The sequence below is a fragment of the Nocardioides sp. F233 genome, assembly GCF_057813895.1.
In genome coordinates this window covers 810,062-831,601 of record NZ_JBVASH010000002.1, presented here as the reverse complement: position 1 = coordinate 831,601, position 21,540 = coordinate 810,062, and the positions used below count along the sequence as shown (strand labels likewise).

Here is a 21,540-nt window from a genome sequence, read left to right as displayed (position 1 = left end):
GGAGGACTCTAGGCCGACCCTCCGACAGTTTCGGCCGGCCACTCCATCCGCAGGTCCGGGGCCCGCTCCTCGTTCTCGGAGCCGTCGGTGTGCTCCCGCTCGACCAGGCCACGGGCGGCATAGAACGCCCGGGCGGGGGTGTTCTGCTCGAAGACCCACAGGCTGAACCCGTCGCCCAGGCGCGCCTTCACCAGGTCGAGCAGGGCACCGCCGACGCCCGTGCCCTGGTGGGCCGGGTCGACGTACAGGTCGTTGAGCCAGGTCCGGGTGAACCGGGCGTAGCCGACGACCCGGCCGGCCGCCTCGGCGACCCAGTTCTCGGCCGTCCCGAAGTTCGCGGCGAGGTAGGCCCGGACCTCCTCGGGGCCGTGGATCCCGGGCGGCATCGCGGCCACGGCGCGGGCCGCGACCTGCACCGCGGCGATCTGCGGTACGTCGTCCGGCACCGCCGGGCGGAGCAGGAGGCCCGGCGCCGACGGCTCAGTGGGCGTCACGGATGACCTCGAGCGCGTGCGCGAGGTCATCGGGGTACGTCGACTCGTACTCGACGTACGCGTTCGTCTCGGGGTGCTCGAAACCGAGCTTCACGGCGTGCAGCCACTGCCGCTCGATGCCGACGCGGCGGGCCAGCACCGGGTCGGCGCCGTAGGTGATGTCGCCGACGCAGGGGTGCTTGAGCGCGCTCATGTGCACCCGGATCTGGTGGGTGCGGCCGGTCTCGAGGTGGATCTCGAGGAGGCTGGCGAAGCGGTGCGCCTCGAGCGTCTCGTAGTGGGTGACGCTGTGCCGCCCGTCCTCCATCACCGCGAACTTGTAGTCGAACTTCGGGTGCCGCCCGATCGGCGCGTCGACGGTGCCCTCGAGCGGGTCCGGGTGGCCCTGGACCAGCGCGTGGTAGGTCTTGTCGACGGTACGGCGGCGGAAGGCGTTCTTGAGCACCGAGTAGGCGTGCTCGGACTTGGCGATCACCATCACGCCCGACGTACCGACGTCGAGGCGCTGGACGATGCCCTCGCGCTCCTTCGCGCCGGAGGTGGAGATCCGGAAGCCGGCGCCGGCGAGGTGCCCGACGACGGTCGGCCCGCGCCAGCCCGGGGACGGGTGCACGGCGACACCGACCGGCTTGTCGATCACGACGATGGCGTCGTCGTCGTGGATGATCTTGATCCCCTCGACCAGCTCCGGGACGACCTCGAGCAGGTCGACCTCGGCCGGGATCGAGACGTCGAGCACGGAGCCGCCGAGGACCCGCTCGCTCTTGCCGCTGACCGGCGCGCCGTCGAGGACGACCCGGTCCTGGGCGATCAGCTCGGCCGCGCGCGTGCGCGAGACGCCGAACAGCTGCGCCATCGCGACGTCGACGCGCTCGCCGTCGAGGCTGTCGGGCACCGGCAGGCTGCGGTGGTCGACTGTCGTCACGACTCCTCCTGGGTGTCGGGCGTGGGGGCCTTCTCGGCCTTGCTGCCGTCGAGGCTCACACCCCGCAGCACCTGGAGCAGGATCAGGCCGACACCCACGTTGATGCAGATGTCGGCCACGTTGAAGACCGGCCAGTTCGGCAGCATCAGGAAGTCCACGACGTGGCCCTTGAACGGGCCGGGCTCCCGGACGAGCCGGTCGACCAGGTTGCCGTCGATGCCGGCCAGCAGCAGCCCCAGGCCGACCGCCCAGACCTTGCTGACCGCCTTGCGACTGACCCACAGCACGACCAGGGTCGCGACGCAGGCCAGGCCGGTGATGGCGACCGTGAACCGGGTGCCGAGGCTGAACGCCGCGCCGGGGTTGTAGGTCAGGTGCAGCTGCAGCAGCTCGCCGACGACCTCACGGTCCGGCTCGCCGGCCAGGTGGCGCACCGCCAGGACCTTCGCGACCTGGTCGATCGCGACCATGACGACGGCGACCGCGAGGAAGAGCAGCCAGCTGCTCGGCTGGGCGAGCAGGCGCTCGCCGGTCCGGCCGGGTCCGTCGTCGCGGTGGTCTACCGGCGTTCCTCGCGCTGCTTGCATGTCAGGCACAGTGTGGCACGCGGGAAGGCCATCAGCCGCATCTTGCCGATGGGGTTGCCGCACGACTCGCACACGCCGTACGTGCCGTCGTCGATGCGGGCCAGGGCCCTGTCGATCTGGGCCACCTTCTCCCGCTCGTGGTTGAGCACCGTGAGCTCGTGGTCGCGCTCGAAGCTGGTCGCGCCGAGGTCGGCCTGGTCCTGGCCAGCACCGTCGCCGGAGTCGCGGAGCAGGCCGCTGAGGTCGGCCTCCTGCTCCTCGAGGATCGTGGCGCTCGCCTCGCGCTGCTCGTGGAGCTCGGCCAGCACCTCGGCCAGCTCCGCGGCCGACCAGGCCTCCTCGTGGTCGAGGACGACCAGGGACGCGGGGGTGGCCTTGCGGGCCGGAGCCTTCGTGGCCGGGGTGGCCTTCGCGGCCGGGGCCGCCTTCTTGGCGGGTACTGCCTTCTTCACCGGAGCTGCCTTCTTCGCGGGGGCCGGGGCCGCCTTCTTTGCCGGGGCGGCCTTCTTCGCGGGAGTCGTCTTCTTGGCGGGGGCCGGGGCTGCCTTCGTGGCCGCAGGCGCCTTCTTCGCGGGAGCGGGGGCTGCCTTCTTGGCCGGAGCCGCGGCCTTCTTCGCCGGAGGCGCGACCTTCTTGGCCGGAGCGGCCTTCTTGGCCGGAGCTGCCTTCTTGGCCGGAGCCGCAGCCTTCGTCGCGGGCGCCGCCTTCGTCGCGGGCGCGGCCTTCTTCACGGGCGCAGCCTTCTTCACGGGCGCAGCCTTCTTCGCCGGAGCGGGCTTCTTGGCGGCAGCCGCCTTCGAGGCCGGGGCTGTCTTCTTGGCGGCGCTCTTCTTCGCCGGGACTTCGGCGGTCGCCGTCGCCTTCCGTGGACGGATGATCTTCCGGGCGGCGGAAGCGGCCTGACCGGCCAACGACTTCTTCGTGCTGCGGGCCATTGAAGGACTCCTCGAAAGGCGGCGACCCACGCGCCAGCAAGCGGTGGGCGTGCTGCGGAGGGTAGCGGGTACGGCGAAGCGGTCCAAGGAGGCGCGCAGGGAGCGAGACCGGCCCGGAACGACGAACCGGCCGGCCCGCAGTGCGGGCCGACCGGTCCGGTCGAGCTGTCAGGAAGGTCGGAGCCGGTGGCTCAGGCCTCTTCCTCGCCGAGGATGGAGCGCAGCCGCTTGGGAGCGGGGGCCTCCTCGACCGGCGCCAGGGTGTCGCCCGGCGTCTGCAGCGACTCGAGCTGCTGGGTGAAGTAGCTCTTGAGGCGCGAGCGGTACTCACGCTCGAAGGAGCGCAGCGTCTCGACCTCGGCGGAGAGCTTGTCGCGCTCCTTCTCGAGGTCGCCGAAGAGCTGGGTACGACGCTCGGCGGTCTCGGCGTCGAGCATCTCGGCGCGGGTGCGGGCGTCGGACTCGAGGCGGTCGGCCTTGACCTTGGCCTCGGACGCGAGGCGGTCGGACTTGGTCCGGGCCTCGCCGACGATCTTGTCGGCCTCGTTCTTGGCGTCCTCGACGAGCTCGTCGGCGTTGCGCGTGGCGATCTCGAGCAGGCGCGCGGCGGCGTTGGACGCCTCCGGCACGGTCTCGACCCGGATCGTCTGGACGCCACCCGGGACGGGGGCGGGCGCGGCAACGGGGGCCGCGACGACGGGCTCGACCGGAGCAGGGGCAACGACGGGAGCGGGAGCCGGGGGCTCGGGCAGGATCTCGGGCACCGGCGCCAGCTGGGTCGGAGCGTCGAAGGACGCGGACGACGACCCGGCCTGCGCGGCCGCGAGCTTCGCGCGGAGGTCGTCGTTCTCCTGGGTCAGCCGAGCGAGCTCAGCCTCGACCTCGTCCAGGAACTGGTCGACCTCGCCCATGTCGTAGCCCTCGCGCAGCCGAACCGGCGTAAAGCGCTTGTTGCTCACGTCCTCTGGCGTCAGGGGCATGGACCTCACCAATCTTTAAGAAGAATCTCGACGGTATGTCTTCACGAACCATAGCGCCTGCGCGGGCGAAGGCGGCATCCGCGGCCCGCCACTGGCGTCACAGGAGTATCAGAGCAGATGACGGAGCAGATGTCAGAGCAGCAGCGTGGAACGGTTCACCGACAGCAGCACGTAGGCCAGGATCATGACCAGGATGAAGCTGATGTCGAGCGCGAAATTACCGATCCGGATCGGCTTGATCACGCGGCGCAGTCCGTTGATCGGCGGGTCGGTCACGCTGTAGGCCAGCTCCAGGAACACCAGGACCGGACCGCGGGGCTCCCAGGCCCGGGCGAACACCTGCACCCAGTCCGTGATGAAGCGCACCCACAGGAACGCGATGAAGGCGAACAGCACGCCCTCGATGATCCAGCCGACGATCGTCACACCCTCAACCTATCGCCCGCCCACCAGCGAAGCCCCCGCGCCCGTCCCCACCGCGGCCCGCCACCACCGCCGCTCGCGCCCGTCACCACCGCCGTCGGTCGTCGCGGGAAGGCCGTCCGACTGAGCGCAGGGAGCGACGTAGGAGCGACCGGAGCGAAGGAAGTGCGGTCTTTCCGCGAGCCGACCGTCTTGCCGCCGCGCCAACGCAACCACTTGACTGACTCGACCGCGTGGCCGGCTGCGTGGCGCGAGGTACGAGCGACACGCTCGGCCCAGACAGGCTAGCTCTGGTTGAAGAAGCCGTCGGCCGCGATCGCCTGCTTGTCCTCGGCGGCGACGGTCACGTTCGGCGGCGAGAGCAGGAACACCTTGTTGGTGACCCGCTCGATGCTGCCCCGGGTCGCGAAGATCAGGCCGGCGGCGAAGTCGACGAGACGCTTGGCGTCGGCGTCGTCCATCTCGGTGAGGTTCATGATCACCGGGATGCCCTCGCGGTACTCCTCGCCGATCGAGCGCGCCTCGTTGTAGGTGGTCGGGTGCAGGGTCGTGATCCGGGAGAGCTCCGCGACGACCGGCTGCGGCGCGACCGCGACGGGGCGGCGACGCTCCTCGAGGTCGGCGACGCTGCCCGAGGTGCTGCTCGTGACGTTGGACGGTACGGCGCGGACGGGGCGCTCCTGGCGGGTCTCACGACCGCGGGCCTTGTCCGTCACCTCGTCGCCATACTCGTCATAGCCGGCCTCGTCATAGCCGGTGTCCTCCAGCAGGCCGAGGTACTCACCGATCCTGCGCATCGCACCGCTCATGACTGTTGCCTCCGTGATCCGCGTCCCCGACCGGGAACGTCTGGTGGTGTTGTGGACATTACTGGACCGCAGGCCTCGTTCCGAGGACCGCGGAGCCAATGCGAACGTGTGTCGCACCGACGGTGACCGCCGCCTCCAGGTCGCCGCTCATCCCGGCCGACAGGAGCGTCGCGTCGGGGTGGCGGGACAGGAAGTCGGCGCGGATCCCGGCCAGCCGGGCGAAGGCCAGCGCGGGGTCGTCGTCGAGCGGCGCGACGGCCATCAGGCCGCGCAGCCGTAGCTCCGGGGTACGGGCGACCTCGTCGGCGAGCGCGGCGAGGGTCGCGGGGTCCGCACCGGCGCGGTGGTCGCGACCCGGCGGGTCGAGGCTGACCTGGAGCAGCACGTCGACGACGCGGCCCGCGTCGGCAGCGCCGCGCGCCAGCCGCGGAACCAACGCGGCCCGGTCGACCGACTCGACCACGTCGGCGTACCGCGCGACCGCGGCGGCCTTGTTGGACTGCAGGCCGCCGATGAAGTGCCAGCGCAGCCCGAGGTCGGCGCACTCGGCCGCCTTGGCCTCGGCCTCCTGGTGGCGGTTCTCCCCCACGTCGGTGACACCGAGGTCGGCGAGCAGCCGGACGTCGGAGGCAGGGAAGTACTTGGTGACCACGACCAGGGCGACCTCGTCCGCCGCGCGGCCCGCGTCGGTGGCGGCCCGTGCGATCCGGTCGTGGACGGCGGCCAGGTTGGTGCGGAGCTCGTCGACGCGCGTCATGACAGCCACACCAGTCCTGCGAAGCGGCCCGCCGCGTCGCCGTCACGCCGGTAGGAGTGGAACGTCGGGTCCTCGAGGGTGCAGCCCGGAACCACCGTCGCCGGTACGCCCGCGGCGGCGAGCTGGGCGCCGACACCGGCGCCGAGATCGAGCGCGGGCGTTCCCCATCTGGTCTCGGCGTACGTCGCCGGCGCCCGGGCAGCGACCTCGTCGCGCATCGTGGCAGGAACTTCGTAGCAGCGTCCGCAGATGTGGGGGCCGATCCAGGCCCGGACGTCGCGGGCGCCGAGCGCACGCATCCGCTCGACGGTGCGGGTGACGACGTCGAGCTCGACGCCGCGCCGACCGGCGTGCGCGACGCCGATGACGCCGGTCAGCGGGTCGCCGAGGACGACCGGGACGCAGTCGGCGACGCGGACCATCAGTCCGACGCCGCGGTGCGCGGTGACCTGGGCGTCGGCGGTCGGGACCGCGTCGGACGGGCCGTCGACCGTGACGACGGCGTCGCCGTGGACCTGGTGGAGACGGAACAACGGGACTCCGGCCTCCTCCCCCAGCGCGGCGAGGGCGGCCGCGAGGCCGTCGCTGTCGCGGACGTCCAGAGAGGCGTCGGTGAACGCCACTTCGACCCGGCCCCCGTCAACGGGGGTCGGGTCGAGGTGGACGGACTCACGGAAGGCGAACACGACTCACTTGAGGAAGTCGGGGACGTCGAGGTCGTCGCCGTCGTCGAACTGCATCGGCGCGGGCGTGGTGCGGGCACCCACCGGCTGCGGCTCGGCGGGCGTCGCGGGGGCGGCGGCCTCACGGGTCTGCGCAGGCTGGGCCTGCTGGGTCTGCTGGGTCTGGGCGGGCGCGGTGCGCGCGGGGGCCGGAGTCGCCGGCGCCTGCTGTGCCGGCCGGCGTACGACGGTCTCGTCGCGACGCTTGGGCAGGCCACCGTCGAAGCCGGCGGCGATGACGGTCACGCGGACCTCGTCGCCGAGGGCGTCGTCGATGATCGTGCCGAAGATGATGTTGGCGTCCTCGTGGACGGCGTCGGCCACCATCGCCGCGGCCTCGTTGATCTCGAAGATGCCCAGGTCCGAGCCACCGGCGATCGAGAGCAGGACGCCGTGGGCGCCGTCGATCGAGGCCTCGAGCAGCGGGCTGCTGATCGCCATCTCGGCGGCGGCGAGAGCGCGGTCCTCGCCACGGGCCGAGCCGATGCCCATGAGGGCGGAGCCGGCGTTGCTCATGACCGCCTTGACGTCGGCGAAGTCGACGTTGATCAGGCCGGGGGTCGTGATCAGGTCCGTGATGCCGGAGACACCCTGCAGCAGCACCTGGTCGGCCTGCTTGAACGCGTCGAGCATCGACACGTTGCGGTCCGAGATCTGCAGCAGCCGGTCGTTCGGGATGACGATGAGGGTGTCGACCTCCTCGCGGAGACGCTCGATGCCCTCGTCGGCGGACTTCTTGCGGCGGGCGCCCTCGAAGGTGAACGGACGGGTCACCACACCGATGGTCAGCGCGCCGAGCGAGCGAGCGATCCGGGCGACGACGGGAGCGCCACCGGTGCCGGTGCCACCACCCTCGCCCGCGGTCACGAAGACCATGTCGGCGCCCTTGAGCACCTCCTCGATCTCCTCCGCGTGGTCCTCGGCGGCCTTGCCGCCCACGTCGGGGTTCGCGCCCGCACCGAGACCGCGAGTGAGCTCGCGGCCGATGTCGAGCTTCACGTCGGCGTCGCTCATCAGCAGCGCCTGCGCGTCGGTGTTGATGGCGATGAACTCGACGCCCTTGAGGCCGACCTCGATCATCCGGTTGACGGCGTTGACGCCGCCTCCGCCGATCCCGACGACCTTGATGATGGCCAGGTAGTTCTGTGCAGCTGCCACTTGCGGCTCCACCTCTCCGGTGTTGCGATGCGTGTATGTGTCCGTTCACCGACGTCGGCGGCCGGACCGCTTCCCCGTGGCCAGCCGGCGTGTTGCCACAACCCTTACCCTCAGCCTGAGGGTTATAGTTATGTCAACCTCGTCGTGGTCACGACAGTAGGGACGGCGCAGGGCCCGATGGCGCAGACACGCCGACTCCCCCTGTCGGAATCACCGCTGAAGCGGTGAACCCGTCGCTTCTTGCCCGTTGCAACGGGCAAGAAGCGAGGGAATCGCCGCTGAGGAGGCGATTCCTGCAGCCGATTCAGCTGGTGGTCGGGGCCCCGGGGACCGAGACGTCGTACACCTGCGCCTTGCGGTTGAGCAGCGAGAGCAGCACGGCGGCCTTGTCCTCGGCCTGGTCCGCGCTCCCCCACCGCACCAGCCGCCCGTCGCGCAGGTGCAGGTCGATCTCGTCGACGCTGCGGACCTCGACGTAGTCGACGAGATCGGTGATCGCGGGGTCGAGGGCGACGACGACGGCCGCCCCCTCGGCGAGGGCGTCGCCGTCGGCACCGGGGCCGACCTTGACGCGGGGCAGGCCGTCGGGCGCCTTGGCGAGGTGGCCGAAGGCGACACCGGTGGCGTCGAGGTTGGTGAGCCGGTCGCCGCGGTCCAGGACGGCGACGGGGGTGCGCTCGACGATGTCGATGCGTACGTCGTGCGGCCAGGTGCGCGAGACGTCGACCGACTTGACGGTGGCCAGGGACTTCAGGCGCACCTCGATCGCGTGCAGGTCGACCGTCGCCAGCGGCCCGCCGAGTGGGACGGCGGCAGTGGCGAGCACCTGCTTCTCGGACAACTGGGCGTTGCCGACCACCTGGACGGAGTCGGCGCGCAGCCAGGAGGAGAAGTAGATCGCATAGACGCCGAAGACGATCGCGCCGACGAGCAGCACGGCGGCCAGGACGTAGCGCCAGGTGAGCCAGCGGCGGGCGCGCTGGCGCCGGGCGAAGGCGCGGCGCATCCGGTCCTGCGGGGTCGCCCCCTTGCCCCTACCCCTCGCCATCGCCCGCCTCCTCGAGCGCGGCGACGACCAGCGGCGCGAGGGTGGTCACGTCGCCGGCGCCGAGAGTGAGGACCAGGTCGCCGGGACGGGCGAGCCCCACGAGCGTGGGTACGACGGCCGCCCGGTCGGGCACGAACCGGACCCGGTCGGCGGCGAGCGGGACCGCGCCGGCCACCAGCGCACCGGTGACGTCGGGGTCGGGGTCCTCGCGGGCGACGTACACGTCCATCACGACGACCTCGTTGGCGGCGCCGAGCTCGCGGCCCATTTCCTCGCCGAAGATCCGGGTGCGGGAGACGAGGTGCGGCTGGAAGCACACGATCAGCCGGCCGTCGCCGACCAGCGAGCGCGCGGCCTCGAGGTCGCCGCGGATCTCGCTGGGGTGGTGGGCGTAGGAGTCGTAGACCTGCACTCCCCCGGCGGTGCCGACCGCCTCCATGCGGCGCTTGGCGCCCTGGTGCTTCGCGAGCCCGCGGATCAGTGCGCCGGGCTCGAGGCCGAGCTCGAGACCGACGGCGAGGGCGAGCAGGGCGTCCTGGGCGTAATGACGGCCGGGTACGGCGAGCTCGACGGTGCCGAGGTCCGCGCCGTCGCTGGTCACCCGGAACCGGGTGCGGCCACCCTCGATGACGAGGTCATGGCCGCGCAGCCGGGCGTCATCGGAGAAGCCGACGGTGCGGGTGGCGAGGTCGGCGCGGTCGGTGAGGGTGACGGAGGCGCGGGAGGCGAACTCGGCGAAGGCGGCCTCGTAGGCCTCCTCGGTGCCCCAGTGGTCGAGGTGGTCGGCGTCGACGTTGGTGATCACGCCGATCCGCGGGGTGTAGACGAGGAAGGCACCGTCGGACTCGTCGGCCTCGACGACGGCGATCTCGCCACTCCCGAACGCCGCATTGGTGCCGAGCGCCTCGACCTCGGCGCCGATCGCGAAGGTGAGGTCGACGCCGGCTTCGCGCAGGGCCGTCACCGTCATCGCGGTGGTGGTGGTCTTGCCGTGGGTGCCGGCGATCGCGACGACGTCCTTGCCGAGCAGCACGGACTGGAGACCGGCCGAGCGCGGCCACAGCCGCAGGCCGCGCTCGAGGGCGGCGACGATCTCGGGGTTGTCCTCGCGGGCGGCCGTGGTCGCGACGACGGTGTCGACACCGTCGAGGTGGGCCGCGTCGTGGCCGACGTGGACGGTGATGCCCTCGGCGCGCAGCGCCTGGACGACGGCCGAGTCGTTGGCGTCGCTGCCGCTGACGACCACGCCGGCCTGGTGCATCAGCCGGGCGATGCCGGACAGCCCCGCACCGCCGATGCCGACGAGGTGGACGTGACCCAGCTGGTCGGACGGCAGGATCTCGTCGGGGACCGGGATCTTCACCGGGCGGCTCCGGCCACGTCGGCGATGATCCGGGCCAGCCGGTCGTCCGCGTCGCGCGGCACCAGGTCGGAGGCCGCGGCGCCCATCCGGGCCAGGCGGTCGGCGTCGGTGGCCAACGCGGGCACCGTGTCGGCGACGTAGTCGGCGGTGAACGAGGCGTCGTCCACCAGCAGCGCTCCCCCGGCGTCGACCACGGGTCGCGCGTTGAGCGCCTGCTCGCCGTTGCCGATCGGCAACGGCACGAAGATCGCGGGTACGCCGGTCGCCGCGGCCTCGACGACGCTGGAGGCGCCGGAGCGGCAGACCATGAGGTCGGCGGCGGCGAGGGCGAGGTCCATCCGCTCGACGAACGGAAGCACGACGTACGGGACGCCGGTCGGGACCGGCTCGGTCCAGCTCGGGTCGCTCGCGCCGTTGGGGCCGATCACGTGGAGCACCTGGACGCCGGCCGAGCCGAGGGCGGCCGCGGCTCCGCTGACGGCCTGGTTGAGCCGACGCGCGCCCTGCGAGCCGCCGGTGACGACGAGGGTCGGCAGGTCGGGGTCGAGCCCGAAGAAGGCACGGGCCTCCGCGCGCAGGGCCGGCCGGTCGAGGGTGGAGATCATCCGGCGGATCGGCAGGCCGACGTACTCACCGCCCTTGAGCGGGGTGTCGGGGAAGCTGACCGCGACCCGGTCGGCGATCCGGGCGCCCACCTTGTTGGCGATGCCGGGCAGCGCGTTCTGCTCGTGGACGACGAGGGGCAGCTTGCGGCGGCGCGCGGCGACGTACGCCGGCATCGACACGTAGCCGCCGTAGCCGACGATCACGTCGGGGCGTACGTCGTCGACCACCTCGAGCGCAGCCTTGACCGCACGGCGCAGGCGCGACGGCACGAGGGCCAGGTCCTTGCCGGGCTTGCGCGGCAGCGGGACGGGTGGGACCAGGCGCAGCGGGTAGCCGGCCGCGGGCACCACCTTGTTCTCGAGGCCGCGCGGGGTGCCGAGGCAGGTGATCTCGGCGTCCGGGTCGAGTCGGCGCAGGGCGTCGGCGGTGGCGAGCAACGGAGAGGTGTGCCCCGCCGTACCCCCGCCGGCCAGAAGAATCCTCACGCGGCAGAACCTATCGCGCGCCCACTCAGGCGCTCAGACCGGCCGAACGGGCCCGGCGCCGCTGGGCGAGCGCCCGGGCGGCTGCGGGCTCGCGGCGCGCGAACCCGATCACCAGGCCGAGCGCGGCCAGCGTCGGGAGCAGGCTCGAGCCGCCGTACGAGACGAGGGGAAGCGGGATGCCGATGACCGGCAGCAGCGCCAGCACCATGCCGACGTTGATGATCATCTGGCACAGCAACCAGACCACGATGCCGAAGGTGCAGTAGCGCACGAACGGCTGCTTGGTCTCGCGCGCGACCCGGACGCCGGCGTAGGCCAGCACCAGGAAGAGCCCGATGACGAGCAGGGTGCCGACCAGGCCGAGCTCCTCGCCGAGGACGGCGAAGATGAAGTCCGTGTGGGCCTCCGGCAGCTGGCCCCACTTCTGCTGGCTGGCGCCGATGCCCTCGCCGAGGACGCCGCCGCTGGCCATGGCGTACAGGCCGTGGGCCGGTTGCCACCCGGTGCCGTGGTAGTCCTTGAACGGGTCGGCGAAGTTGGCGATGCGCGCCAGCCGGGTCGGTGAGGTCGCGGCCAGGCCGAGGGCGGCGACGGTCACGCCGGCGAAGACCATCCCGAACAGGCGGCCCGGGGCGCCGACCACCCAGAGCATCGCGACGAGCAGCGCGAAGAAGACCAGCGCCGTGCCGAGGTCCTTGCCGAGGACGACGAGCCCGGTCGCCAGCACCATGCCCGGCACCACCGGCACCAGCATCTGGTGCAGGTTGCCGAGCCGGCGCTCCTTGTTGGCGTAGATGTGGCTGGCCCAGATGATCAGCGAGAACTTCGCGATCTCCGAGGGCTGGATCTGGATCGGGCCGAGCACGAGCCAGTTCGTGTTGCCGTTGACCTCGCGGCCGGCGAAGCCGGTCAGGATCAGCAGCACCAGCGAGATCGAGAACGCCGGGTAGGCCAAGCCGCGGACCCACTTCACCGACACCCGCGAGGCGATGAACGCACACGGGACACCGATGAGCACCCACATCATCTGGCGGCGCACGATCGTGTACGAGTCGCCGGTCTCGCGGTAGGCGCGCACGCTCGACGCGCTCAGCACCATGATCAGGCCGATCACGAGCAGCAGCGCGGTGGCGCCGAGGAGCAGGTAGTACGTCGTCAGCGGTCGGTCGAGCGCGTCCTTGAGGGCGCTCAGCCAGCCCGGCCGGCGGGTCCGGGCACGCAGCAGTCCGAAGCGGATGCGCTCGGGCTGGGTCATGGGAGAGTGGGCGGTGGTGATGTCGCTTCCCCCTTGATCCTGCTGTGCTGCGGTCAGCCCCTGACGTGGTCCTGTACGGCCGCGGCGAAGGCGTCGCCCCGCGCGGCGTAGTCGGTGAACTGGTCCATCGAGGCACATCCCGGCGCCAGCAGCACGGTGTCGCCCGGCTGGGCGGCCTCGGCTGCAGCGGCGACGACGCGCCTCATCAGGTCGAGCTCTCCGAGGGCTCCAGTCTCAGGGGTGTCCACCTCGATCACCGGCACATCGGGTGCGTGTCGCGAAAGCGCCTCGGCGATCACCGGGCGGTCCCGGCCGATCAGCACGGCCGCGCGCAGCCGGCCGCCGACCGAGGTCACCAGGTCGTCGAAGGTCGCGCCCTTGGCCAGCCCGCCGGCGACCCACACGACCGGCTCGAAGGCGGCCAGCGAGGAGGCCGCGGCGTGCGGGTTGGTGGCCTTGGAGTCGTCGACCCAGGTGATGTCGTCGTGCTCGGCGACGACCGCGATCCGGTGGCCGTCGGGGCGGAAGGCCCGCAACCCGTCGCGGACGGCGGACTGGCTGATGCCGTGCGCCCGCGCGAGTGCCGCGGCGGCAAGGGCGTTGGCCACGAAGTGCGGGGCCGTCGAGGCGAGGTCGTCGAGCGTGCACAGCTCGGCGGCGCTGGTGGAGCGCTCCTCGATGAAGGCCCGGTCGACGAGGATGTCCTCGACCACGCCGAGCATCCCGACGGCCGGGGTGCCGAGGGTGAAGCCGATCGCGCGGGCGCCTTCCTGCACCTCTGCGTCCCTGACCAGCTCCTCGGTCCGCAGGTCCGACGCGTTGTAGACGCAGGCCCGCTGGACGTTGGTGTAGATCCGACCCTTGTCGCGGGCGTAGTCGTCCATCCCCGACGGTCCGGGGTACCAGTCGAGGTGGTCCTCGGCGAGGTTGAGCACGGCGGCGCTCTCGGCCGACATCGAGTCGGTGTAGTGCAGCTGGAGGCTGGACAGCTCGACCGCGATGACGTCGTACGGCTCCGGGTCCATGACCGCCTCGGTCAGCGGCAGCCCGACGTTGCCGGCCGCGACGCTGCGCAGGCCCGCGGCGCGCAGGATGCTGTCGAGCATCTGCACCGTCGTCGTCTTGCCGTTGGTGCCGGTGACGCACAGCCACGGGGCGGGGTGCTCGGGGTCGCGCAGCCGCCAGGCCAGCTCGACCTCGCCCCAGACCGGGATCCCGCGCTCCCGCGCGGCCACGATGATCGGCGCGTCGGGGCGGAAGCCCGGCGACACGACCAGGACATCGGCCTCCTCGGGCAGCGTCGCGGTCGCCCCCTCGTGGACCTCGATCCGGGCGCCGAGCACCTCGAGCAGCTCGGCGCGCTCGAGGACCTTCGGGTTCACGGACTCGGCGACGGCGTGCACGGTCGCACCGAGGTGGAGCAGGTTGTCGACGGCCGCGGCGCCGCTGGTGCCGAAGCCGGCGACGACGGCGCGCACGCCCTCCCAGGAGTCGGTGCGGCCGAGGGTGGAGACGTCAGGCATCAGAGACGGGAGACCCATTCGGCGTAGAAGATGCCGAGGCCGGTGGCGACGAAGAGACCGGTGATGATCCAGAACCGGATCACCACGGTCACCTGCTCCCAGCCGAGCATCTCGAAGTGGTGGTGGATGGGCGCCATCCGGAAGATCCGGCGGCCCTTGGTGAGCTTGAAGAAGCCGACCTGCATCATCACCGAGACCGTCTCCAGGACGAACAGGCCGCCGAGGATGACGAGGAGCAGCTCGGTACGGGTCAGGATCGCGAAGCCGGCGAGTGCGCTGCCGAGCGCCAGCGAGCCGGTGTCGCCCATGAAGATCTTGGCCGGCGAGGCGTTCCACCACAGGAAGCCGAAGCAGGCCCCGGTGATCGCCGCGGCGATGATCGCCAGGTCGAGCGGGTCACGGACGTTGTAGCAGGTGGCGCTCGGCTCCTCCTGGCAGAACTGGTTGCTCTGCCAGATGTTCACCAGGGTGTAGGCCCCGAAGACCATGACCGAGGCGCCGGCCGCGAGCCCGTCGAGGCCGTCGGTGAGGTTGACCGCGTTGCTGAAGCCGGCCACGAACAGCCAGATCAGCAGGATCGCCAGGATCATCGGCAGCACGAACCAGTCCAGCTCGCGCAGGAAGGAGACCTTCTCGCTGGCCGGGGTGCGGCCGTGCGAGTCCTCGAGCATCGGTGAGAGGGCGAGCCAGCCGAAGACCAGTGCGATCACGGTCTGGCCGGCCATCTTGGCCTTGCTGCGCAGGCCGAGGCTGCGCTGCTTGTAGATCTTGATGAAGTCGTCGAGGAAGCCGACGAGGCCCATCCCGACGAACAGGAACAGCAGCAGCAGCGCCGAGGCACTCGGCACGGTGAGCGTGATCAGCTTGGCCGCGAAGTAGCCGATGACCGCGGCCAGGATGATGACCACCCCGCCCATCGTCGGAGTGCCACGCTTCGTGTGGTGGCTGGTCGGACCGTCCTCGCGGATCTCCTGGCCGTAGCCCAGCTTGGTGAACGCATTGATCGCCACCCGGGTGCCGAGCAGCGAGATCAGCAGGGCGATGCCACCACCGAGCAGGATCGCTCTCACGCCGTCGTCTCCTCGGTGCCACTCATCAGGATCGCCTCTGCCACGACTTCCAAGGCGGCGCCGCGCGACGCCTTGACGAGGACGACGTCCTCCGCCCCGGCATTCTGCCGCACCCAGGCCGTTGCTTCCTCACGGCCGGCCGTGACGATCACCTCACCTGCTCCCGCCCGGGCGCCCTCGGCGATCCCGGAGGCGGCCTCGCCGACCACCACGACCACGTCGACACCGAGCCGGGCGGCGTCGGCACCGACCGCGCGGTGGCCCGCGTCGTGCTCGTCACCGAGCTCGCGCATCTCCCCCAGCACGGCGACGGTACGACGCCCGCGCGGCGCGCCGACGGCCACCAGCGCCTCGAGCGCGGCCCGCATCGAGTCGGGGTTGGCGTTGTAGGAGTCGTTGATCACGGTCAGCCCGTCGCCCCGGTGGTGGACCTCCATCCGCCAGCGCGACGCGGAGGTCGCCGCCCCCAGCGCCTGGGCGACCTCGGCCAGGCCGAAGCCGGCGGCCATCGCCATCGCGGCTGCGGCCGAGGCGTTCGCGACCTGGTGGAGACCGGTCTGGAGCAGCTGCACGGGCGCCGACGCGCCGTCGCGCTCGAGCACGAGGCCGGGCCGGCCGAGCTCGTCGAGGTGGACCTCGCGCCAGCGCAGGTCGCCGGACTCCCCGAAGGTGACGACCCGGGCGCGGGTGCGCGGCGCCATGGCGGCGACCAGCGGGTCGTCGCCGTTGAGGATCGCGGTGCCGTCGGCGGGGAGCGCCTCGACCAGCTCGCCCTTGGCGCGCGCGATCTGGTCGCGCCCGCCGAACTCACCGACGTGGGCGGTGCCGACGTTGAGCACGGCCGCGATCGACGGCGGCGCGATGTCGCACAGGTAGGAGAGGTGGCCGACGCCGCGCGCACCCATCTCGACGACGAGGTAGCGGGTGCCGGCGTCGGCGCGCAGCACGGTGAGGGGCACGCCGAGCTCGTTGTTGTTGTTGGCGGCGGTCGCGACGACCGCGGCCTCTCCGGCGAGGGTGCGGAGCACGGCGGCGAGGTAGTCCTTGGTACCGGTCTTGCCCTGGGAGCCGGTCATCGCCAGCACGGTGACGTCGAGCCGGTCGAGGACGTGGCGGGCCAGGCGGCCCAGCGCGGCCACCGGGTCGGCGACGACCACGGTCGGCGCGGTCGTCGGGCGGCTGCCGAGCACGGCGTGGGCGCCGTCGGCGTAGTCATGGCCGTCGACCCGCTCCCCCACGACCGCGACGAACAGGCCGTCGGCGAGCGGGGTGCGGCTGTCGACGTACGCCGGGGCGGAGACGGTGACGTCGGCGCCGTGCAGGGTGCCGCCGACGACCTCGGCGATCACCGAGAGCGGGAGCGGGATCACGCGTCACCCCACGCCGGCAGCTCCGCGAGCAGCTCCCGAACCACCTCGCGGTCGTCGAACGGGTGGACCACCCCGGCGACCTCCTGGCCGGCCTCGTGGCCCTTGCCGGCGACCAGGACGACATCGCCCGGGCCGGCACCGCGCAGGGCGGTGGCGATCGCCTCACGGCGATCACCGATCTCGAGGACCTCGGCGGTGCCCGTGCGGGCGCCGGCCATCACCTCGGCCCGGATCGCGGCCGGGTCCTCGGAGCGCGGGTTGTCGTCGGTCACGACGACCAGGTCGGCCAGCTCGGCGGCGATCGCGCCCATCACGGGGCGCTTGCCCCGATCGCGGTCACCCCCAGCGCCGATCACGACGACCAGCCTGCCACGGGTCACGGGCCGCAGGGTCCGCAGCACCGCGTCGACCGCGTCGGGCTTGTGGGCGTAGTCGACCACGACGGTCAGGTCGCGGCCGGTCTCGATCCGCTCGAGGCGACCGGGTACGCCGCCCGCACGACCGATCCCGTCGGCGACCTCCTGCGGGTCGAAGCCCGCCTCGGCCGCGGCGGCGATCGCGGCCAGCGCGTTGGCGACGTTGAACTCGCCCGCCAGCGGGACCGACCCGCTCACGGTGACGTCGCCGGGACCGTGGACGGTGAACGCCGAGCCGTCGGGGCGCTGGTCGACGTCGGAGACGGTCCAGTCGGCGTCGGTGCCGACGGCGTACGTGCGGACCGGGATCGGCGCCTGTGCCGCCAGCCGGCGGCCATGCTCGTCGTCGACGCAGACCAGGCCGAACCGCGCGTGCTCGGGCGTGAAGAGCCTCGCCTTGGCGGCGAAGTAGTCCTCGACGTCGGTGTGGAAGTCGAGGTGGTCGCGCCCCAGGTTGGTGAAGACGGCGACGTCGAAGACGACACCGTCGACGCGGCCCATCACCAGGGCGTGGCTGGAGACCTCCATCGCGCAGGCTGTCACGTCGAGCTCGCCCATCCGGGCGAAGAGGCCGTGCAGGTCGGGCGCCTCCGGCGTGGTCAACGCGGTCTTGACCTCCTCGCCGGCGATCCGGGTACCGACGGTGCCGATCACGGCACTGCGTACGCCGGCCCCGAGCAACCCGCCGTCGAGCAGCCGGGTCACCGTGGTCTTGCCCTGGGTGCCGGTGACGCCGATGGTGCGCAGCGCGGCGGCCGGGTCGCCGTAGACGAGGGCGGCGACCGCGCCCAGCACGCGGCGCGGGTCGTCGACGACGAGCGCCGGGAGCCCGGTCGCGGCCGCCAGGTCGGCCCCCTCGGCGTCGGTGAGCAGCGCGACCGCGCCGGCCGCTGCGGCCTGCTCGGCGAAGGTGGCGCCATGGGCACGCGAGCCCGGCACGGCGGCGTACAGGTCACCGGGCTGGACCCGGCGTGAGTCGAGGGTCATCCCCCGCAGCTCGACGTCGGGGTGGGTCGTGGCGAGTCCCAGCGCCCGGGCGACGGCGTCGAGGGACGTCAGCGGCGGGTGGGCGGGGCGGGTGGCGGAGGCGCTCACCACTCGACCGGTGTCTGGTTGGGCTTCGCGCCGGTGGGGGCGACGCCGTAGCGGCGCAGGGCGTGGCTCATCAGCTTGGCGAACGCCGGACCGCCGACGCTGCCACCGCCGCTGCCCTCACGCGGGTTGTGCACCACGACGTAGATGGTGAACCGCGGCGCGTCGGCGGGCGCGAAGCCGGCGAAGGAGACGGTGAGGCTGCCGTCGTAGCGACCGTCGACGACGCGCTGCGCGGTGCCGGTCTTGCCGGCCACCCGGTAGCCGGGCACCTGCGCGCCCGGCGCGACACCGATCGGCGACGGCTGCACCACCCGCTCCATCATCAGCATCGTCTCGTGGGCGGCGTCGGCGCTGATCACGCGCCGGCTGGTGGCGACGTCCGTGCCGACCTCGGTGCCGGCGTCGGTACGGGCCTCGCCCTTGACCAGGCTCGGGGCCACGCGTACGCCGCCGTTGGCGATGGTGTTGACCGCGGTGATCATCTGAACGGCGTTGACCGACAGCGACTGGCCGAACGCAATGCGGTCGCCGACCTGGGAGGTCCAGGCGGCGCCCTGCGGCAGGATGCCCCGGGTCTCGCCGTTGAGGCCGATGACGGTGCGCGAGCCGAGCCCGAACTGCGTGAGGTAGCCGCGCAGCTGGCCGGGCTTGAACTGGTCGGCGGCGAGCACGGTGCCGACGTTCGACGACTTGGCCAGGATGCCGGCCAGGGTGAGCTTGATGGTGCCGTGGTCCCAGTAGTCACCGATCGGGCGGTCCTGGCGGTGCAGCTGGCCGGGCACCTTGAAGCGCTGCTCCTTGAACGCCAGCCCTGCATCGACGAGGGAGCTGATGGTCAGCACCTTCTCGACCGACCCGGGCTCGTAGACATCGGTGAGCGCGGAGGACTTGTAGAGCTCCTTGGGATAGCTGGCCGGGTCGGAGGCGTCGTACGTCGGGTAGTCGGCCAGCGCCAGCAGCTCACCGGTCTTGGTGTCCTGGATGATCGCCATCCCGGACTCCCCACCCGACTTCTGCACGGTCTGCTGCAGCACCCGCTGCGTGTAGTACTGCAGGTCGCGGTCGATGGTGAGCGTGAGGTTCCGGCCGTCGACCGCCGGGGTCACGGTGTTGTCGCCGAGCGGGATCTGGTTGCCGGCACCGACCTCGTAGCGGGCCTCGCCGTCCTTGCCGGACAGGTAGGTGTTGAAGGAGTCCTCGAGCCCGGCGAGGCCGATGATCGCGGCGTCCTTGCCCTTCTTGCCGTTCTCGCCGAGGAAGCCGACGAGGTTTGCCGCCACCGTGTGGATCGGGTACACGCGCAGCGGGTCGCGCTCGGTCATCAGACCGGCGAAGGGACGGCCCTTGTCGTCCTTGAACTTCTCCTGGACATCGGCCACCACCTTCTCGGCCTTGCTCGCCGGAACTTGGCGGGCGATGTACTGGAACCGACTGTCCTCGACCCGCAGCTTGCGCAAGGTGTCGAAGTAGTCGACGCCGAGCCGGTCGGACAGGATCGTGGCCAGCTCGGGCGCGACCTTGGCGGTGACCTGGGGGTCGGCCACGACCATCCGCCCGTCCACCGTGTCGGCCAACGGCTGGCCGTTGCGGTCGAGGATCTCGCCACGGGTCGCCGGCAGCGCCACCACCCGCTGGCCCTCGGCGGCCGCCATCTTGGCGTAGGACCGCGGGTCCACGCCCTGCAGCTGCACGAGCCGCGCGGCGAACACCGAGAGCACCATCGCGATGAGCAGGAACCCGATCTGCATCCGGCGGTTCGGAGCGCCGCGCACGACCTCTCCGGCGCGGCGCCGCAGGCGGCTGGGGGTGGGTCGGCTCACGCGTTCCAACCTAGGCCGCAAGGGTCACTGAACCGTGGCGGGCACGCCGTCAGTGGTCGGCTTCACCTTGACCTTGACCGGCGGCGGGTCGAGGTCGGCCGGGCGCTTGGGTCCCGGCGGCTGCAGCGGAAGCCGGTCCGCACCCGTCGCCGGCTGCGGGTCGCCGCTGATCTTGTCGGAGCCGAGGTGGATGACGCCGGCGCCGGTGCTGGGCATCACCATGCCGAGCTTCTCGGCCGCGGCGGCGACGTGGGCCGGGTCGTTGAGCGCCTGGATGTCCATCTCGAGCGCCTCCTGCTGCGCCCCGAGGTCGGTGGCCTGGTTGCGCAGCGCGGTCTCCCGGAAGGAGGCCTGCTGCATGGAGGTGTTGAACATCAGCAGGCCGATGACACCGCCGAGCAGGATCACGCTGACGAAGGTCACGAACGGCACCCGCGGGGCGCGGGTGCGCCGCCGCGGGACGACGGTCAGGCGGGCGCGCTCCAGGGCGGCCTGCGCGACCCGGGGCGCGACGTACGGGAGCCGGTTGCGGAGCGGAGAGGTGGAGGACATGTCTATTCGGCTCCCTTGCCAGACGACGTGCTCGGACGGGTGTTCGCGCGGATGCGCTCGATGGCGCGGAGTCGGACGGAGGCGGCGCGAGGGTTCTCCTCGACCTCCTCCGGGGTGGCCTGCTCGGCTCCCCGGGTGACCAGCCGGTACGACGGCTCGGCGCCCTCGGGCACGAACGGCAGGTCGTCGGGGACGTCGAGCCGGGTCGCGGCGGTGAAGGTCCGCTTGACCAGCCGGTCCTCGAGCGAGTGGTAGGACTCGACGACCACACGGCCGCCGACACCGATCACGTCGACCGCGGCGGGCATCGCGCGCTGCAGCACCCGCAGCTCGTCGTTGACCTCCATCCGCAGCGCCTGGAAGGTGCGCTTCGCGGGGTGGCCACCGGTGCGCCGGGCGGGAGCCGGGATGACGTCGTACAGCAGCTCGACGAGGCGGGCCGAGCTGCTGAACGGCTCCACCTGGCGCTCGCGGACGACGGCGTCGGCGATCCGGCGCGCCATCTTCTCCTCGCCGTACTCCTTGAGGACTCGGGCCAGGTCGGCTGCGCTGTAGGTGTTGAGGACGTCGGCTGCGGTGGGGCCGGTGTCCCCCATCCGCATGTCGAGCGGCGCGTCGACGGCGTACGCGAAGCCGCGCTCCGGCAGGTCGAGCTGCATCGAGGAGACGCCGAGGTCGAAGAGCACGGCGGCCACCTCGGACAGGCCCTGGTCGGCGACGACGTCGGCGATCTCGTCGTAGACCGCCTGCACGCCGGTGAACCGGTCGCCGTACGGCGCCAACCGCTCGCGGCTCATCGCGAGCGCCTGCGGGTCGCGGTCGATGCCGATCACCCGGGCCTGCGGAAGCCGCTCGAGGACGGCCTCGCTGTGGCCGCCGAGGCCGAGGGTGCAGTCGACGAGCACCGCACCGTCGTGGTCGAGCGCGGGCGCGAGGAGGGCGACGACCCGGTCCAGCAGGACGGGGACGTGGCGGGGGCTGCTCATGTCAGCGCCCTGCGAGGTGGGTCAGCACGAGCAGGAGCGTGCAGCCGACCGAGAGCGACGCGGAGAAGGCCATCAGGGCGACGACGTCGCGTGCCTGCTCGCGGACGCGGCGCTCACCGGTGACCTCCGGTGGTTGCGTGCGAACGACGCTCATGGCTTCG

At 72.1% G+C, this 21,540-nt stretch carries 22 protein-coding genes; all 22 read right to left on the bottom strand.

What is annotated here, in order from left to right; genetic code table 11:
• Nucleotides 1–8: 8 nt before the first annotated feature.
• Nucleotides 9–494: a GNAT family N-acetyltransferase gene (locus ACZYRU_RS10425; RefSeq protein ID WP_488957013.1), complete on the bottom strand. Its 486-nt coding sequence runs from the start codon at nt 492–494 to the stop codon at nt 9–11.
• Nucleotides 481–1,419: an RluA family pseudouridine synthase gene (locus ACZYRU_RS10420; protein WP_488957012.1), complete on the bottom strand. Its 939-nt coding sequence runs from the start codon at nt 1,417–1,419 to the stop codon at nt 481–483. The genes ACZYRU_RS10425 and ACZYRU_RS10420 overlap by 14 nt, the downstream gene beginning before the upstream one ends.
• On the bottom strand, nt 1,416–2,006 hold the full coding sequence (gene lspA / locus ACZYRU_RS10415; protein ID WP_488957011.1) for a signal peptidase II: 591 nt from the start codon (nt 2,004–2,006) through the stop codon (nt 1,416–1,418). The genes ACZYRU_RS10420 and lspA overlap by 4 nt, the downstream gene beginning before the upstream one ends.
• Complete coding sequence (locus ACZYRU_RS10410) at nt 1,979–2,941, bottom strand: TraR/DksA family transcriptional regulator (RefSeq protein WP_488957010.1); 963 nt, start codon at nt 2,939–2,941, stop codon at nt 1,979–1,981. The genes lspA and ACZYRU_RS10410 overlap by 28 nt, the downstream gene beginning before the upstream one ends.
• Before the next feature lie 191 nt (nt 2,942–3,132).
• Nucleotides 3,133–3,921, bottom strand: a complete 789-nt coding sequence (locus ACZYRU_RS10405) for a DivIVA domain-containing protein (RefSeq protein ID WP_488957009.1) — start codon at nt 3,919–3,921, stop codon at nt 3,133–3,135.
• Nucleotides 3,922–4,053: 132 nt separating this feature from the next.
• Entirely contained in the window at nt 4,054–4,347 is a 294-nt protein-coding gene (locus ACZYRU_RS10400; RefSeq protein ID WP_488957008.1) for a YggT family protein, read from the bottom strand.
• A 281-nt stretch (nt 4,348–4,628) separates the two neighbouring features.
• Entirely contained in the window at nt 4,629–5,153 is a 525-nt protein-coding gene (locus ACZYRU_RS10395) for a cell division protein SepF (RefSeq protein ID WP_488957007.1), read from the bottom strand.
• Between the two features lie 58 nt (nt 5,154–5,211).
• Nucleotides 5,212–5,910, bottom strand: coding sequence for a YggS family pyridoxal phosphate-dependent enzyme (locus tag ACZYRU_RS10390; protein ID WP_488957006.1), 699 nt, complete (start codon nt 5,908–5,910; stop codon nt 5,212–5,214).
• Nucleotides 5,907–6,596 carry a purine nucleoside phosphorylase YfiH/LACC1 family protein gene (locus tag ACZYRU_RS10385; RefSeq protein ID WP_488957005.1) on the bottom strand — a complete coding sequence of 230 codons (690 nt, stop codon included), beginning with the start codon at nt 6,594–6,596 and terminating at the stop codon, nt 5,907–5,909. The genes ACZYRU_RS10390 and ACZYRU_RS10385 overlap by 4 nt, the downstream gene beginning before the upstream one ends.
• Nucleotides 6,597–6,599: 3 nt before the next feature.
• Nucleotides 6,600–7,790 (bottom strand): cell division protein FtsZ, encoded by a 1,191-nt coding sequence (ftsZ, locus tag ACZYRU_RS10380; protein ID WP_488957004.1) that lies wholly within the window; start codon nt 7,788–7,790, stop codon nt 6,600–6,602.
• A 304-nt stretch (nt 7,791–8,094) separates the two neighbouring features.
• Complete coding sequence (locus tag ACZYRU_RS10375; RefSeq protein WP_488957003.1) at nt 8,095–8,838, bottom strand: cell division protein FtsQ/DivIB; 744 nt, start codon at nt 8,836–8,838, stop codon at nt 8,095–8,097.
• Complete coding sequence (murC, locus tag ACZYRU_RS10370; protein WP_488957002.1) at nt 8,825–10,201, bottom strand: UDP-N-acetylmuramate--L-alanine ligase; 1,377 nt, start codon at nt 10,199–10,201, stop codon at nt 8,825–8,827. The genes ACZYRU_RS10375 and murC overlap by 14 nt, the downstream gene beginning before the upstream one ends.
• Complete coding sequence (gene murG, locus ACZYRU_RS10365; protein ID WP_488957001.1) at nt 10,198–11,292, bottom strand: undecaprenyldiphospho-muramoylpentapeptide beta-N-acetylglucosaminyltransferase; 1,095 nt, start codon at nt 11,290–11,292, stop codon at nt 10,198–10,200. The genes murC and murG overlap by 4 nt, the downstream gene beginning before the upstream one ends.
• A gap of 25 nt (nt 11,293–11,317) precedes the next feature.
• Nucleotides 11,318–12,547: a putative lipid II flippase FtsW gene (gene ftsW / locus ACZYRU_RS10360; protein ID WP_488957000.1), complete on the bottom strand. Its 1,230-nt coding sequence runs from the start codon at nt 12,545–12,547 to the stop codon at nt 11,318–11,320.
• A gap of 53 nt (nt 12,548–12,600) precedes the next feature.
• A complete protein-coding gene (murD, locus tag ACZYRU_RS10355) occupies nt 12,601–14,070 on the bottom strand; it encodes a UDP-N-acetylmuramoyl-L-alanine--D-glutamate ligase (protein WP_488956999.1) in 1,470 nt (489 codons plus the stop codon).
• A complete protein-coding gene (gene mraY, locus ACZYRU_RS10350) occupies nt 14,070–15,140 on the bottom strand; it encodes a phospho-N-acetylmuramoyl-pentapeptide-transferase (protein ID WP_488956998.1) in 1,071 nt (356 codons plus the stop codon). Before mraY ends, murD begins: the two co-directional genes overlap by 1 nt.
• Nucleotides 15,137–16,510: a UDP-N-acetylmuramoyl-tripeptide--D-alanyl-D-alanine ligase gene (locus tag ACZYRU_RS10345; RefSeq protein WP_488956997.1), complete on the bottom strand. Its 1,374-nt coding sequence runs from the start codon at nt 16,508–16,510 to the stop codon at nt 15,137–15,139. Before ACZYRU_RS10345 ends, mraY begins: the two co-directional genes overlap by 4 nt.
• Nucleotides 16,507–18,021 carry a UDP-N-acetylmuramoyl-L-alanyl-D-glutamate--2,6-diaminopimelate ligase gene (locus ACZYRU_RS10340; RefSeq protein WP_488956996.1) on the bottom strand — a complete coding sequence of 505 codons (1,515 nt, stop codon included), beginning with the start codon at nt 18,019–18,021 and terminating at the stop codon, nt 16,507–16,509. The genes ACZYRU_RS10345 and ACZYRU_RS10340 overlap by 4 nt, the downstream gene beginning before the upstream one ends.
• Entirely contained in the window at nt 18,018–19,841 is a 1,824-nt protein-coding gene (locus ACZYRU_RS10335) for a peptidoglycan D,D-transpeptidase FtsI family protein (protein ID WP_488956995.1), read from the bottom strand. The genes ACZYRU_RS10340 and ACZYRU_RS10335 overlap by 4 nt, the downstream gene beginning before the upstream one ends.
• 24 nt (nt 19,842–19,865) lie before the next feature.
• Nucleotides 19,866–20,393, bottom strand: coding sequence for a cell division protein FtsL (gene ftsL, locus ACZYRU_RS10330; protein ID WP_488956994.1), 528 nt, complete (start codon nt 20,391–20,393; stop codon nt 19,866–19,868).
• A 2-nt stretch (nt 20,394–20,395) separates the two neighbouring features.
• Nucleotides 20,396–21,379, bottom strand: a complete 984-nt coding sequence (gene rsmH / locus ACZYRU_RS10325; RefSeq protein ID WP_488956993.1) for a 16S rRNA (cytosine(1402)-N(4))-methyltransferase RsmH — start codon at nt 21,377–21,379, stop codon at nt 20,396–20,398.
• A gap of 1 nt (nt 21,380) precedes the next feature.
• On the bottom strand, nt 21,381–21,533 hold the full coding sequence (locus ACZYRU_RS10320) for a hypothetical protein (protein WP_488956992.1): 153 nt from the start codon (nt 21,531–21,533) through the stop codon (nt 21,381–21,383).
• Nucleotides 21,534–21,540: the final 7 nt, after the last annotated feature.